This is a genomic window from Uliginosibacterium sediminicola (assembly GCF_039631295.1).
GTDB lineage: Bacteria > Pseudomonadota > Gammaproteobacteria > Burkholderiales > Rhodocyclaceae > Viridibacterium > Viridibacterium sediminicola.
This window is the reverse complement of record NZ_JBDIVE010000002.1, coordinates 614,396-627,431: the sequence shown is the minus strand read 5'-3', so window position 1 is coordinate 627,431 and position 13,036 is coordinate 614,396. Positions and strand designations below refer to the sequence as shown.

Sequence of the window (13,036 nt, the reverse complement as noted above, 5' to 3'; positions counted from 1 at the left end):
ATGAACTTTGTCTGCAGCTGGCGATCTCGCGCGCGGTGCGAGGCCTTGCAATGGGGCGCCAGCGGGCGGGTTGCGCCTTTGTGGTGCCGGTTCGCTGGGGCGGCGGCGCCTGGTCCGGCCGCTTTTTTCCTAATGTGGTGAACGCTTCGCTCTGAGCCTCTGCGGGAGCGGAATTTGCATGTCGACCAGCATGTATGCAAGATCGAGGCTCAGGATGCAGGCAAGTCTTCAGAAAAGGAGTTCGCAACGATGACTGGAACGACCGATTGGCGCAGCTACGCGCTGGTGATGGCCGGTGTGCAGGGCTATGCCCTGGATGAGGCGCAGCTCGAACGCGTGGTGGCGCAGCTGGAATTGATCGAAGGCATTGCCGCGCCCCTGCTGGCGCAGCAACTGCCGCCGGAGATCGAGCCTGCACCGGTATTCAAGCCATGAGCCGCCTTGACGCGGGCGCCCTGCATGCCTGGCAGATGGCCGATTGCGTTGCCCATGGCGACATCTCGGCGCGCGAGCTGGTCACCGCTGCGCTGGACAATCTGCGTAACCGCGATGCCAGCATCAATGCCTATACCGACATCACCGAGCAGCGCGCCTTGCTCGAAGCCGATGTCATCGACCAGCGCCGGGTGCGCGGTGAGGCGTTGCCGCCGCTGGCCGGCGTGCCGTATGCGGTGAAGAACCTGTTCGACGTTGCCGGCTTGCCGACCCTTGCCGGCGGCCACCGTGGCCGCGCCGGTGCGGCGCCGAGTGAAGACGCCACCCTGGTCAGTCGCAGCGCCGCGGCCGGCGCCTGCCTGATCGGTGCGCTGAACATGGACGCCTATGCCTACGGCTTCACCACCGAGAATAGCTTTCACGGCGTGACGCGCAATCCGCACGACCCGATGCGCGTGGCGGGCGGCTCGTCCGGTGGCTGCGGTGCGGCGGTTGCGGCGCAGATGTGCGCTTTCGCGCTGGGTTCCGACACCAATGGTTCGATCCGTGTGCCGTCCTCGTTCTGCGGGGTGTTCGGCCTCAAGCCGACTTTCGGCGCGCTGTCGCGTGGCGGCAGCCGGCCCTTCGTGCACAACATCGATCACCTTGGCCCCTTTGCGCGTGGCAGCCGCGATCTGGCGCGGATCTTCGATGCCCTCGTCGGGCTGGACTCGCGCGACCATGCGTGCACGCGTGAAGCCGGCGCGCAGACCGAGGCCGCTGTGTTGCGCGCTCAAAGCGAGGGCATCGCGGGGCTGCGTGTTGCGCGCTTGACCGGTTATTTCGATCAATGGTCGGGGCCGGATGCGCGCAGTGCCAGCCGCGCGGTGGCGATGGCTTTGGGTGCTCAGGATGAGCTTGATCTGCCGAATGTGCCGGCAGCGCGCGCGGCCGGCTTTGTCATTACCGCCAGCGAATCGGGCCAGCTCTATCGCCCCGAATTGCAGGCGCATTACGACGACATGGAGCCGCTCAATCGTGACCGCATGCTCGCCGGCAGCTTGCTGCCCGCAAGCTGGTACGTGCAGGCGCAGCGCTTCCGCCTGGCCTTTGCACGCCAGCTCAATGCGGTCTTCGAGCGCTTCGATGTGCTGGTCGCACCGGCTACGCCCTGCGTGGCGACCGAGATCGGCCAGGCCTGGATCGATCTGCCTGGCGGACGCGTACCGACGCGGCCCTCGATTGGCCTGATGACCCAGCCGATCTCCTTCATCGGCTTGCCGGTGGTGGCCGTGCCACTGCCCACGGCGGGTGGCTTGCCGATCGGTGTGCAGCTGATCGCCGCCCCCGGGCGCGAAGATCTGGCGCTGGCCGCCGCCGCCGCGCTGGAAGCTGGCGGCAATACCTTCAAATCGGGGAGCCCGAAGTGATGAGTGCGATCAATCAGGCGGCCATGCTGGCCGAGCTGGAGCAGGTGTCGGACCGCTACGAGACCGCGCTGCAAGCCAATGATCTGGAGACCCTGGATGCGCTGTTCTGGCAGGATGAGCGCGTCATGCGCGTGGCAGCCAAGGACGAGCTGACAGGCATCGAGGCGATCCGCCGCTATCGCTCGGCGCGCCCGCTGGCCGAACTGGCGCGCGAACGCCTGGATCGGCATATCGTCAGTTTTGCGGATCACACGGCGGTGGTGAATGTGCTGTTCCGCCGCGTGGCGGATGGAAGAATCGGTCGCCAGAGCCAGACATGGGTGCGTATCGAGGGCTTATGGCGTATCGTGTTCGCTCATATCAGTTTCAGGGAAAATTGACCCGATGACAGTCAGCACGCCACCGGAAGAGCCCGGCGCGCTTGGGTTTGCCGGATCGCGCGTGGATTACGTCTACGCGCGGGTCAAGGAAGATATTTTCGATTTCCGTCTGCTCCCGGGCGACCGCTTCACCGAAAGCCAGATCGCCGAGCGCCTGCAGGTCAGCCGCACGCCGGTGCGTGAAGCCTTGTACCGCCTGGAGCGCGAAGGCTATGTCTTCGTGCATTTTCGCAACGGTTGGAGTGTGCGGCCGTTCGATTTCGCGCTGTTCGAGAGTCTTTACGAATTGCGTCTGGTGCTCGAACTCGCCTCGGTGCGCAAGATTTGCGACAGCGCGGATCTGTCGCGCATCGAGGTGCTCAAGAACACCTGGCTGGTCGCCGAGAGCGAGCGCGTGATGGACTCGCTTGCCGCGGCCGAGCTCGACGAGCGCTTTCATATCACCATCGTCGATGTTGCCGACAATCCCGAGATCGCACGCGTGCATAACGACGTGATCGAGCGCATCCGCATCATCCGCCGGCTCGACTTTACCCAGGGCTATCGCATCGAGCGCACCTACGAAGAGCATGGCCAGATCCTGCAGGCGATGCTGCGGCATCGTGCCGATCAGGCCTGCATGCTACTCAAAAGCCATATCGAGGAAAGCAAGGCGGAGGTGCGCAAGATCACCATCCACCGCCTGCAGGCTGCGCGACAAAGCTGAGGCCTTGTCGCGTGCCTCGCCGTTCAGAGTGAGCGGATCTTGCCCAGCAGGGCCGTCGTCGAGCGCTGGTGCTCGAAGGGGATCGAGTGCACAGTGCCGCCCCAGCCGAGCACTTCGCTATAGCCGACGATCTTTTCCACCGGCCAGTCGCCGCCCTTGACCAGCACATCCGGCTTGCATTGCAGGATGCGTTCGATCGGCGTGTCTTCGTCGAACCAGGTCACCAGATCGACACAGCCCAAGGCGGCCATCACCGCAGCGCGGTCTGCGAGGGTGTTGATCGGTCTATCATCGCCCTTGCCCTGGCGTTTGACCGAGGCGTCGGTATTGAGGGCGACAATCATCGCTGCGCCGAGGGCGCGTGCTTGGCCAAGATAGGTGACATGGCCACGGTGGAGGATGTCGAAACAGCCGTTGGTGAAGACAAGCGGGCGGGGCAGGCTGGCGATGCGGGCGATCAGGTCTTCCGGCGCAACGATCTTGTGTTCAAACTCGGGAGCAGCGTAGGTGGGCATGGCATCAAATGAAAACGCGAACGCGGCACTATACCGCGTTCGCGTTTTTTGTGATTCCCGCGCCGGCTCAGACGCGGAAGCGTGACACCGTGCTGTTGAGCTCGGAGGCCAGGCTGCTCAGCGAGCGGGCCGCACCATCGGCGTTATGCACGGCCTGGTCGGAGTCTTCGACCATGCGTGCAATGCGTTCGATATTGCCGGCAATGCTGTTGCTGGCGGCGGTTTGCTCCGAGGTGGCGTGGGCCACTTCACTGATTTTCTCCAGCGTCTCGTAAGTGCCTTCGAGAATGCTGCGCAGCGCATCGGCCGCTTCGCCGGCGAGATTGACGCCCTTTTCCACCTGCGGTTTGACCGCCTGCATGCTGGTGACCACCATGTCGGTATCGGTCTGGATGGCCGAAATGGTGACGGCGATTTCCTGCGTGGCCTTGGTCGTGCGTTCGGCAAGTTTGCGCACTTCGTCCGCCACCACCGCAAAGCCGCGGCCTTGCTCGCCGGCACGCGCCGCTTCGATGGCGGCATTGAGCGCCAGCAGATTGGTCTGCTCGGCGATTTCCTTGATGGTGCTGGCGATGCCGTCGATCTGGCGGGAACGATCAGCCAGTTCGCCGATGCGACCAGAGGCTTCATCGACCTGGGCGGAGACCGCGTGAATCGCTTGCGAGGCCGCCATCACGCGCTGCTCGCCGGTCTTCGCCAGTTCGGTGGCGCGGCCGGAATTCTGCTGCGTCTCGCGTGCGCTGTCGGCGATCTGGCCGACGCTGACGGTCATCTCCTCAATGGCTGCCGCCGTCGAGGACGTGGCTTCAGACGATTGCGCCGAGGCGTGGCGGATCTCGCCCATGGTCTGCGCAATCGTGCTGGAGGCTTGGTCGAGTGCCGAAGAACTGCGCTGGATGCTGCCGATCATTTGCGTCAGGCTCTGCTGCATATGCTTGAGCGCGGCCATCAGGCTGCCACTCTTGGCGTCCGGCAAATGCTGGGACAGATCGCCGGCGGCGATGGCGCCTGCGGCGCGCATGGCGACTTCGGGCTCGCCGCCGAGCTGGGCGTAGATACGCTTGGAGAACACCACGGCCAGCGTGGCTGTCAGGGCAAGGATGACCAGACCGGCGACGATCAGGGTGAGTGCATAGCGACGGAAGGCCGCATCGATGTCATCGACAAAGAAACCCGTGCCGACGGTCCAGGACCAGGGGCTGAAGCGCGATACGCCATTGAGTTTGTCGAACAGGACTTTCTTGTCGCCACCAGGTTTGGCGGCCTGGATGGTGACAAAGGCCGGGTCATTCTTGGCCAGGCCTTCGCGGTAAAGATCGGCTGGGTACTTGCCCGCAGGCGTCAGCGTGCCCTTGTCCAGCTTGCCCATGCGGGCTTTGTCGGGATGGATGACCAGCACATCTTCATCGTTGCGGGCGAGGATGTAGTTGTTGCCGTGCCTGAAGTGGCCAAGCGCTTCGGCGGCCTTTTCCTGTGCTTCGGCGCGGCTGAGTTTGCCGGCTTGTTCCTGTTCGTACAGATAGTTGAGCTCGCCTTTGGCGAGATCAAGCAAGGTTGCAATCTGGTTTTCGCGTTCGGCCATCATCGTCGAACGGATGCCGACCAGGGCCACACAGCTGATCAGGATGAGGCCAGCCATGCTGGATCCCACGATCAGGGCAAGTCGGGTAGAGAGCTTCATGTTTACTCCAGGGGAAAGTGGGGCGGCCGATTCTTTGTCAACCCTTGAGTAAGTATTCACGACGCAAAAATCGTTTACCTTGAGGATGCTTGCGCAAAAAACAAACAAGCCGGGCTTTGTGGGCCCGGCTTGTTTGTTTTTGCCGTGAAATGCGCTGAACTTCTGCGAAAAGAAGTTCTGCCTGCTGCGTCAGGCGCTGGCAGGAATCTGCTTGCGGAAGCGGTTGAGCTCGCCGACCGTCTCGAAAGTCTGACCGAACAGGCTGGAGAGATTGCGCAGGATGCCGCCGACCACGCGTGCCTCGTGTTCCTTGCCGAACTGGATCTGATTGTCCAGCCAGTGCTCCAGCCACTCGGGGTTGGGCATGCGCGATTGCACGGTGTCGTTGGGGAACAGCGCTTTGTTCACATGCAGATTGGTCGGGTGCAGCGGCTTGGACGAGCGCGAGCTCGATGCCATCAGCACGCCGACCTTGGCGAAGGCGGTGCGGGCGGTGTTGCCTGCACGGTCGATGGCCTGCTTCATGTACTTGAGGTAGGCGCCGCCGTGGCGGGCTTCGTCGCGCGAGAGATGGTCGTAGATCTTCTTGATCACCGGTTCGGTGTGCCAGTCAGAGGCACGGCGGTACCACTGGGTCAGGCGCACTTCACCGCAGAAGTGCAGCATCAGGGTCTCCAGCGGCGGTGCCGGTTCGAACTCGAAGCGCACGGCGTGCAATTCTTCTTCCGTCGGCACGAGGTCGGGGCGGAAGCGGCGCAGATACTCCATCAGCACCAGGGAGTGCTTTTGTTCCTCGTAGAACCAGACCGACATGAAGGCCGAGAAATCGGAGTCATGACGGTTGTCGCGCAGGAACATCTCGGTGGCGGGCAGGGCCGACCACTCGGTGATCGCGTTCATCTTGATGGTGATCGCCTGCTCTTCACTGAGCAGTTCGGGCTGGAAACTGTCCCAGGGCACATCTTCGGCCATGTTCCAGCGAGCAGATTCTAGGGATTTGAACAGTTCCGGATAAAGCATTGTGGTGGTCTCTGTGTGGGGCACTGATTCTACTGTGGGCCTTGCGCTGCTTTGTGACAGCTTTTTTAAGGCGGCACACCTGAATCGGCCATTGTACCTGCTGCAAGAGGGCGACGCGCATCGGCCTGCGTCAGTGCGCCTGACGGCTGCGCCAGTCGGCCAGCACCTGCAGCACGCTGGCGATCTCGCCAAGGATTCGCACGCGCGGGAAAGCCGGCATGCGCGGGCCCAGACCGCGGCCGCCGGCCCAGATTTCAACGTGCTCGGGCAGGCTGGCCGAGAGCTGCTGCAGGCCGCTGCTGGCCAGGCGCTGCGGGAAGGCGGCTGAAAACGAGAGCGCCAGCACATCGAATTGCCCGCTGTCGACGGCGCTGAGGATGTCGGCCAAGGGCGTGCGGGTGCCCAGCGATACGCATTGCGCACCTTCGGAGACCAGCAGGGCTTCGGCCATCAGCAAACCGAGGCCGTGCGGTTCCTCCGGCAAGGTGGTGAGCAGGATGCGCGGTGCGCCTTCGACCGCTGTGCGCTGGGCGATGGCGGCGCGCAGCAGGTTCTGCACGTGTTCGGTGTAGAGATGCTCGTCCGCCACTTCGATGCTGCCGCGCATCCAGGCATTGCCGACCGCGACGTTCAGTGGCGCGAGGGTATCGGTGACAAAGCGTTCAAGACCTTGCTTCATCAGGCGCTGCTGCAGGCTGACGCGCAATGCCTCGCTGTGTGCCAGGCGGACCAGATCAAGGAGTTCGTGGCCGGCTTCCGTCGCTGCGCCAGCGCTGTCGCTGGCCTGCAGCAGGCTGTCGAGCTCGCTGTCGCTGGCGGCGAAGATCTTGCCCGGGCGCATACCCAGGTCCATCAGGCGGCGAATCCGTCGCAGGCGCTCGACCTGCTCGGCCGGGTAGAGCCGCTCTCCATGCTCGTCGCGCAGCGGTTGCGGAAATCCGTAGCGGCGCTCCCATACGCGCAGCGTGTCCTTGCCGATGCCGGTGTCGCGCTCGACGACGGCAATGCTGAACAGGGCCGAGGCCGGGGTGGCGGGGGAGGGTGCTGCAGCTTCGCTCATTTTGTCCAAGACAAAGTTATTGACGCAGAACAAATCAGTTGCTAGTGTAAGCCACGGCCTGGATTTGTCTAGGACAAATTTGGCGCCGCGGCGAAGATTATTACACTTGAGTAAGCGTCTGCGTGTAGTCTGTATGACTGGCGATTGGCGGTCATCCCTTTGATTGGAGTGAGCATGAAAGCAGAAACGCCTCCTTCACGCGCTGATTCAGCTGGCATGCGTGTTGCCGTGATCGGTGGTGGCATCGCCGGTCTGGGCGCCGCCTGGCTGCTCTCGCAGCGCCATCGGGTCACAGTGTTCGAGGCGGCCGCTTATGCCGGCGGCCACGCCAATACGGTGGATGTGTGCGTGGACGGTGTCAGCCATGCGGTCGATACCGGCTTTCTGGTTTTCAACCGCCGCACTTATCCGAATCTTTGTGGACTGTTTGCCGCCCTGGACGTGCCCGTCGCCGACAGTGAAATGAGCTTCTCGGTGAGCCTCGCCGAGCCGGCCATCGAATGGGCGGGCACCGATCTGGGCTCGCTGTTTGCGCAGCGGAGCAATCTGGCGCGGCCGGACTTCTGGCGCATGCTCGCCGACATCCGCCGCTTCAATCGCGACACCACGCGCCTGGCGCGCGAACACGCTGCGCCGGACATGTCGCTGGGCGAATACCTCGATCTGCATGGCTATAGCGAAGCTTTCCGCTACTGGTACCTGGTGCCGATGGCGGCCGCGATCTGGTCCTGCCCGACGCGGCAGATGCTGGCCTATCCGCTGGCCACTTTCCTGGCCTTCTGTCACAACCACGGCTTGCTGCAGATCCTCGATCGCCCGCAGTGGAAGACCGTGGCGGGCGGCTCACGCGAATACATCAAGCGCCTGGTCGCCGCTCTGGCGCAGCGCGGCGCTGCATTGCATCTGGCGTCCCCGGTGCTGGCAGTCGAACGCGACGCGGCCGGGGTGACGATCATCAGCCGCCAGGGGCGCGAACATTTCGATGCGGTGGTGTTTGCCTGTCACAGCGACCAGGCTTTGCGCATTCTCGGCGCGCAGGCGACGGCGCTTGAGCGCAGCTTGCTGGGTGCCGTGCGCTATCAGCACAACCGCGCCTTGCTGCACACCGATACCGCCTTGCTGCCGCGACGCCAGAAGGTGTGGGCCGCGTGGAATTACCGCGCTGGCGCCGGGCGGGCCGATGAGCGTGCGGTCAGCGTTTCCTACCTGATCAATCGTCTGCAGCCGGTGCCTTTCAAGTCGCCGGTGATCGTCTCGCTCAACCCCTTCGATGCGCCGGCCGAGGACAAACTGATCCAGAGCTTTGACTACGAACACCCGGTTTTCGACCAGGCGGCAATTGACGCCCAAGCCCATCTGCCGATGCTGCAGGGACGCAATCGCAGCTGGTTCTGCGGCGCCTGGAGTGGCTATGGCTTTCACGAGGATGGCCTCAAATCGGCCGTCGAGGTCGCCGCCCAGCTCGGCGTCGTGGCGCCCTGGCGGGCGCGGCCGCTGGCGGTGCTCGACGAAGTGAACAATGGATGAGCCGGGCCACATGAAGCATTGCGCCGCCGCGATCAGTTTCGGTTCGGTCATGCACGAGCGCCATGCGCCGGCGCGCAATCGCTTTGCCTATCGCATCTTCACCTTGCGCCTGCCGCTCTCGCAGCTGAATAGCTTGCAGGTAGCGGGGCTGGGCATCAACCGGCGCGGTCTGTTCTCCTTTTACGAGCGCGATCACGGCGCCCGCGACGGCTCGCCCCTGCTGCCGTGGATCCGCGAGCAGCTGCGCAGCCAGGGCCTGGCCGAAATCTGCGATGGCGAAGTGGTGCTGCAGACCTTGCCGCGCTTGTTCGGCTACGTTTTCAATCCGGTCAGTTTCTGGTTCTGCCATGACCGCGCAGGGCAGTTGCGCGCCGTGCTGGCCGAAGTCAGCAACACCTTTGGCGGGCATCATAACTATCTGGTTGCCCACCCCGATGGCGCTGTCATCCAGGCCGATGATGTGCTGCAGGCGCGCAAGCTGCTGCATGTCTCGCCTTTCTTTCCGGTGCGTGGCGAGTATGTGTTCCGCTTTCAGTCGCGCGTGCAGCACGATTTTGTCGCCATCGACTACTACGACAATGGCGTGCGCATGCTCAGCACGCGCATGGGCGGCCAGCGCATTCCACTGAGTGCGCGCAGCCTGTTCGCTGCCTGGTTGCGCTGCCCGATGCTCACCTTTGGCGTCATCGCACGCATTCACTGGCAGGCCTTGCGCCTGCTGCTCAAGCGCGTTCCATTCCTGGGCGCGCATCTCAAACCCGCGGAGCAAGTCGAATGAATCCCCGCCAGCAAGCTTTGACCTTGTCGCAAAAACTGCCCCGTGGTGCCGAGCTCGTCTTGCACATGCTCGATGCGCTGCGCGGCGGCTCGGTGAATATCCAGCTGCCTGACGGCAATGCCGTGCTCTGTGGTGACGCGCATCTGGCGGCGAATCTGCAGGTGCATGACTGGGCGATGTTCGATCGCATCATCAGCAAGGGCTCGATCGGTTTTGCCGAATCCTGGATGGATGGCGAGTGGGACAGCGACCACCTGGCGGATCTGCTGACTCTGATGGGCAACAACCGCGCGGCGCTGACGCGGGCCATTCATGGCGATGCGCTGCGCCTGATCTTCCACCGCTTCTGGCATGCGCTGCGCGCCAATACGCGGGCGGGCTCCAAGCGCAATATCGAAGCGCATTACGATCTGGGCAATGATTTTTACGCGCTGTGGCTCGACGAGACGATGACCTATTCGAGCGCCTGCTACAACACGCCGGAGACGGATCTGGCCGAAGCGCAGCGCGAAAAGTACCGGCGCATCCTGCGCAGCCTCGACGCGCAGCCGGGTCAGCGCATTCTCGAAGTCGGTTGCGGCTGGGGCGGCTTTGCCGAGCTGGCCTGCCTGGAGTTTGGCTGCCATGTGCATGGCATTACCCTGTCGCCCTCGCAGCTGGCCTGGGCCAGGCAGCGCGCCGAAGACAAGGGCTTTGCGCAGCAGGCGGTGTTCGAGCTGCGCGACTATCGCGATCTTGCCGGTCAGTTCGATCATGTGGTGTCGATCGAGATGATCGAGGCGGTCGGCGAGAAATTCTGGCCCAGCTACTTCCGCAAGCTGCAAGCCTGCGTGGCGCCGACCGGGCGCATCGTGATCCAGGGCATCAGCATCGCCAACGAACTGTTCGCGCATTACCGGCGCGATGTGGACTTCATCCAGCGCTACATCTTCCCCGGCGGCATGCTCTTTTCGCCCCAGGTCCTGCAGCGCGAGGCGACTGCAGCCGGGCTGCGCATCGTGCAGTCGAGCGCCTTCGGGCTCGACTACGCGCGCACGCTCGCCGACTGGATGCGTCGCTTCAATGCGCGACGCGACGAGGTTCTGGCGCAAGGTTTCGATGAGCGCTTCATCCGCATGTGGCAGTTCTACCTCGCGTATTGCGAGGCCGGCTTCCGCTCCGGCTCGACCGACGTGCATCACTTCACCCTGGTCCGCGAGTGATGCGCGCGCGCTGGGCGTCCCTGCTGCTCGGTCTGGCGTTGCTGCTGGCGCCCGCCTTGTACGCGGCGCAGGAGCTGCCCGGCGCCCTGCGTGCGCAGGTCGGCAACTGGCGCCTGCAGGGGCAGGGCGAGATGCGCTGGTTCGGCTTCGCGATCTACAGCGCCGAGCTGTGGCTCAGCGGCCCGCGTTTCGACATGAGCCAGCCCTTTGCCCTGCAGCTGACTTATGCGCGGGATCTCTCCGGTGATCGCCTGGTGACGACCAGCATCGACGAGATCGAGCGTCTCGGCACCCGTGATCCAGCCCTGCTGGCCAGCTGGCGGGTACAGCTGGCGCGGGTGTTCCCCGACGTCAAGAGTGGCGAGACCATCACCGGCGTGTACATGCCGGGACGCGGCGCGAGCTTCTATCACGAGGGCAAGCTGCGCGGCGAGATTGTCGACCAGAACCTGGCGCGCAGCTTCTTTGAGATCTGGTTTGACCCGCGCACGCGTGCGCCGGAGCTGCGGCAGCGCCTGCTCGGCGACAACCGGTGAGTGCCATGCTGCGCATGCCGGCCTTGCTTGCCTATGCGCTGCTGGCGGTGCCGCTGGCCTTTGTTGCGCTGCCGATCTACGTGCATGTGCCGCAGCTCTACAGCCTTGCCTATGGCATGCCGCTGGCGCAGCTGGGCAGCATCCTGCTGATCGCGCGTTTATGGGATGCCTTGATCGATCCGCTGATCGGCGTGCTCGGTGACCGCTGGCCGCAGCGCAAGCTCTCCTTGCTGCTCGCCGTGCCGCTGCTGGTGTGCGGCCTGTGGGGCTTGCTGCGGCCCTTGCCGCAGCAGCCCGGCATGCTGTGGCTGGTGAGCATGCTGTGCATCGTCTATCTCGGTTACTCGCTGGCGATGGTCAATTACCAGGCCTGGGGCGCGGAGCTCTCCGCTGATCCGCACGAGCGCACGCGCATCACCGCCGTGCGCGAGAGCTTCGGTCTGGCGGGCGTGGTGCTGGCCTCGCTGGCACCGCGTTTGCTGTCGGCAGATTTGCGTACCGGCATGGCTGATCTGGCTCTGCTGTTCGCCTGCCTACTGGTGTTGACGGCCGCCGTGGCCTTGCTCGGCACGCCCGCGCCGCAGCGCAGTGTGCCGACTGTGCGGCTCGGCATCGATCTGCTGGCGCCGCTGCGCCAGCCGGCGTTCCGTCGCCTGCTCGCGGTGTTTGCCTTGAGCGGCATTGCGGCGGCGATTCCGGCCTCGCTGGTGCTGTTCTTCGTCAGCGATGTGCTGGGCGCCGCTGCGCAGGCCGGGGTCTTTCTGGCGATCTATTTCCTCAGCGCCGGCGCCGGTATGCCGCTGTGGCTGTGGGCAGCGCGGCGCTTCGGCAAATTGCCCGCCTGGTGCGCAGCAATGTGCCTGGCCGTGCTGGTGTTTGCCTGGGCCGGCTTGCTCGGCGCGGGCGACAGCATTGCCTTTGCCGTGATCTGCGCGGCCTCGGGTCTGGCGCTGGGCGCGGACCTGGCCTTGCCACCTTCGGTGCTCGCCGATTTCATTGCGCGCCGTCAGCAAGGCGCGGCAGCCTGCTTCGGCTGGTGGAATTTCGTTGCCAAGCTCAATCTGGCGCTCGCTGCCGGGCTGGCCTTGCCTTTGTTGCAAGTGCTGCACTACGAGGTCGGCACGCGCTCGCCCGAGGGGTTGCACGCCTTGTCACTGATCTACGCCGGCGTGCCGGCAGTTCTCAAGCTGTGCGCCGCTGCCTTGCTGTGGCGCGACCAGCATCTCATCGCGGAGGCATGAATGAGCTCGCTACTCAAGAAAATGTGTGCAGCAGTCTGCTCGGTACTGTGTCTGGCCAGTTGTGCCGGACTTGATGTGACGGCTTACCGTGACGAGAAGCCGGCACTTGATCTGCGCCAGTATTTCAATGGCAAGATCGATGCATGGGGCATGTTCCAGGATCGCTCGGGCAAGGTCATCAAGCGCTTCCATGTCGTCATCGATGCGCGCTGGCAGGGGGACAAGGGCACGCTGGACGAACGCTTCAGCTACAGCGATGGCAGTACCCAGCAGCGCATCTGGACCCTGGTTCGCCAGCCGGACGGCAATTACATCGGCACTGCGGCCGATGTGGTGGGCGAGGCACGCGGCGAACTCTCCGGCAATGCGCTGCGCTGGCGCTACGTGATGGCCTTGCCGGTGGATGGCAAGGTCTATAACGTGGATTTCGATGACTGGATGTATCTCATGGATGACAAAATCATGCTCAACCGCTCGGTGATGAGCAAGTTCGGCGTTCGCCTCGGCGAAGTCACCCTGTCATTCAGCAAACCCTGAGCGCCCCGC

14 protein-coding genes are annotated in these 13,036 nt (G+C 64.0%); 10 read left to right on the top strand and 4 right to left on the bottom strand.

What is annotated here, in order from left to right; genetic code table 11:
• Window positions 1-249 precede the first annotated feature (249 nt).
• The 4 genes from ABDB84_RS06770 (at window position 250) to ABDB84_RS06755 (ending at window position 2,930) form a co-directional block, all read left to right on the top strand.
• Window positions 250-435: a DUF4089 domain-containing protein gene (locus ABDB84_RS06770; protein ID WP_345918935.1), complete on the top strand. Its 186-nt coding sequence runs from the start codon at window positions 250-252 to the stop codon at window positions 433-435.
• The gene (locus tag ABDB84_RS06765; RefSeq protein WP_345918934.1) at window positions 432-1,844 is read left to right on the top strand and encodes an AtzE family amidohydrolase; all 1,413 of its coding nucleotides are present in this window, start codon (window positions 432-434) and stop codon (window positions 1,842-1,844) included. The genes ABDB84_RS06770 and ABDB84_RS06765 overlap by 4 nt, the downstream gene beginning before the upstream one ends.
• Window positions 1,844-2,224, top strand: a complete 381-nt coding sequence (locus ABDB84_RS06760; RefSeq protein WP_345918933.1) for an AtzH-like domain-containing protein — start codon at window positions 1,844-1,846, stop codon at window positions 2,222-2,224. The genes ABDB84_RS06765 and ABDB84_RS06760 overlap by 1 nt, the downstream gene beginning before the upstream one ends.
• A 61-nt stretch (window positions 2,225-2,285) precedes the next feature.
• A complete protein-coding gene (locus tag ABDB84_RS06755) occupies window positions 2,286-2,930 on the top strand; it encodes a GntR family transcriptional regulator (RefSeq protein WP_345918932.1) in 645 nt (214 codons plus the stop codon).
• Between the two features lie 23 nt (window positions 2,931-2,953).
• Here ABDB84_RS06755 and rfaE2 read toward each other — a convergent pair whose 3' ends face one another.
• The 4 genes from rfaE2 to ABDB84_RS06735 form a co-directional block, all read right to left on the bottom strand.
• On the bottom strand, window positions 2,954-3,445 hold the full coding sequence (rfaE2, locus tag ABDB84_RS06750) for a D-glycero-beta-D-manno-heptose 1-phosphate adenylyltransferase (protein WP_345918931.1): 492 nt from the start codon (window positions 3,443-3,445) through the stop codon (window positions 2,954-2,956).
• Between the two features lie 67 nt (window positions 3,446-3,512).
• The gene (locus tag ABDB84_RS06745; RefSeq protein ID WP_345918930.1) at window positions 3,513-5,126 is read right to left on the bottom strand and encodes a methyl-accepting chemotaxis protein; all 1,614 of its coding nucleotides are present in this window, start codon (window positions 5,124-5,126) and stop codon (window positions 3,513-3,515) included.
• A 189-nt stretch (window positions 5,127-5,315) separates the two neighbouring features.
• Complete coding sequence (locus ABDB84_RS06740) at window positions 5,316-6,146, bottom strand: ferritin family protein (RefSeq protein WP_345918929.1); 831 nt, start codon at window positions 6,144-6,146, stop codon at window positions 5,316-5,318.
• 130 nt (window positions 6,147-6,276) lie between these two features.
• A complete protein-coding gene (locus ABDB84_RS06735) occupies window positions 6,277-7,206 on the bottom strand; it encodes a MerR family transcriptional regulator (protein ID WP_345918928.1) in 930 nt (309 codons plus the stop codon).
• A 174-nt stretch (window positions 7,207-7,380) separates the two neighbouring features.
• Between ABDB84_RS06735 and ABDB84_RS06730 the strand changes: the two genes are divergently transcribed.
• Genes ABDB84_RS06730 through ABDB84_RS06705 form a run of 6 tightly spaced genes read left to right on the top strand, consistent with a single transcriptional unit; the run spans window position 7,381 to window position 13,027 of the window.
• Window positions 7,381-8,733 carry an NAD(P)/FAD-dependent oxidoreductase gene (locus ABDB84_RS06730; protein WP_345918927.1) on the top strand — a complete coding sequence of 451 codons (1,353 nt, stop codon included), beginning with the start codon at window positions 7,381-7,383 and terminating at the stop codon, window positions 8,731-8,733.
• A complete protein-coding gene (locus ABDB84_RS06725; RefSeq protein ID WP_345918926.1) occupies window positions 8,726-9,511 on the top strand; it encodes a DUF1365 domain-containing protein in 786 nt (261 codons plus the stop codon). The genes ABDB84_RS06730 and ABDB84_RS06725 overlap by 8 nt, the downstream gene beginning before the upstream one ends.
• On the top strand, window positions 9,508-10,713 hold the full coding sequence (locus ABDB84_RS06720; protein WP_345918925.1) for a class I SAM-dependent methyltransferase: 1,206 nt from the start codon (window positions 9,508-9,510) through the stop codon (window positions 10,711-10,713). Before ABDB84_RS06725 ends, ABDB84_RS06720 begins: the two co-directional genes overlap by 4 nt.
• Window positions 10,713-11,249 carry a chalcone isomerase family protein gene (locus ABDB84_RS06715; protein ID WP_345918924.1) on the top strand — a complete coding sequence of 179 codons (537 nt, stop codon included), beginning with the start codon at window positions 10,713-10,715 and terminating at the stop codon, window positions 11,247-11,249. Before ABDB84_RS06720 ends, ABDB84_RS06715 begins: the two co-directional genes overlap by 1 nt.
• A 5-nt stretch (window positions 11,250-11,254) precedes the next feature.
• Window positions 11,255-12,490 carry an MFS transporter gene (locus tag ABDB84_RS06710; RefSeq protein WP_345918994.1) on the top strand — a complete coding sequence of 412 codons (1,236 nt, stop codon included), beginning with the start codon at window positions 11,255-11,257 and terminating at the stop codon, window positions 12,488-12,490.
• A gap of 21 nt (window positions 12,491-12,511) precedes the next feature.
• Window positions 12,512-13,027: a DUF3833 domain-containing protein gene (locus ABDB84_RS06705; protein ID WP_428715079.1), complete on the top strand. Its 516-nt coding sequence runs from the start codon at window positions 12,512-12,514 to the stop codon at window positions 13,025-13,027.
• Window positions 13,028-13,036: the final 9 nt, after the last annotated feature.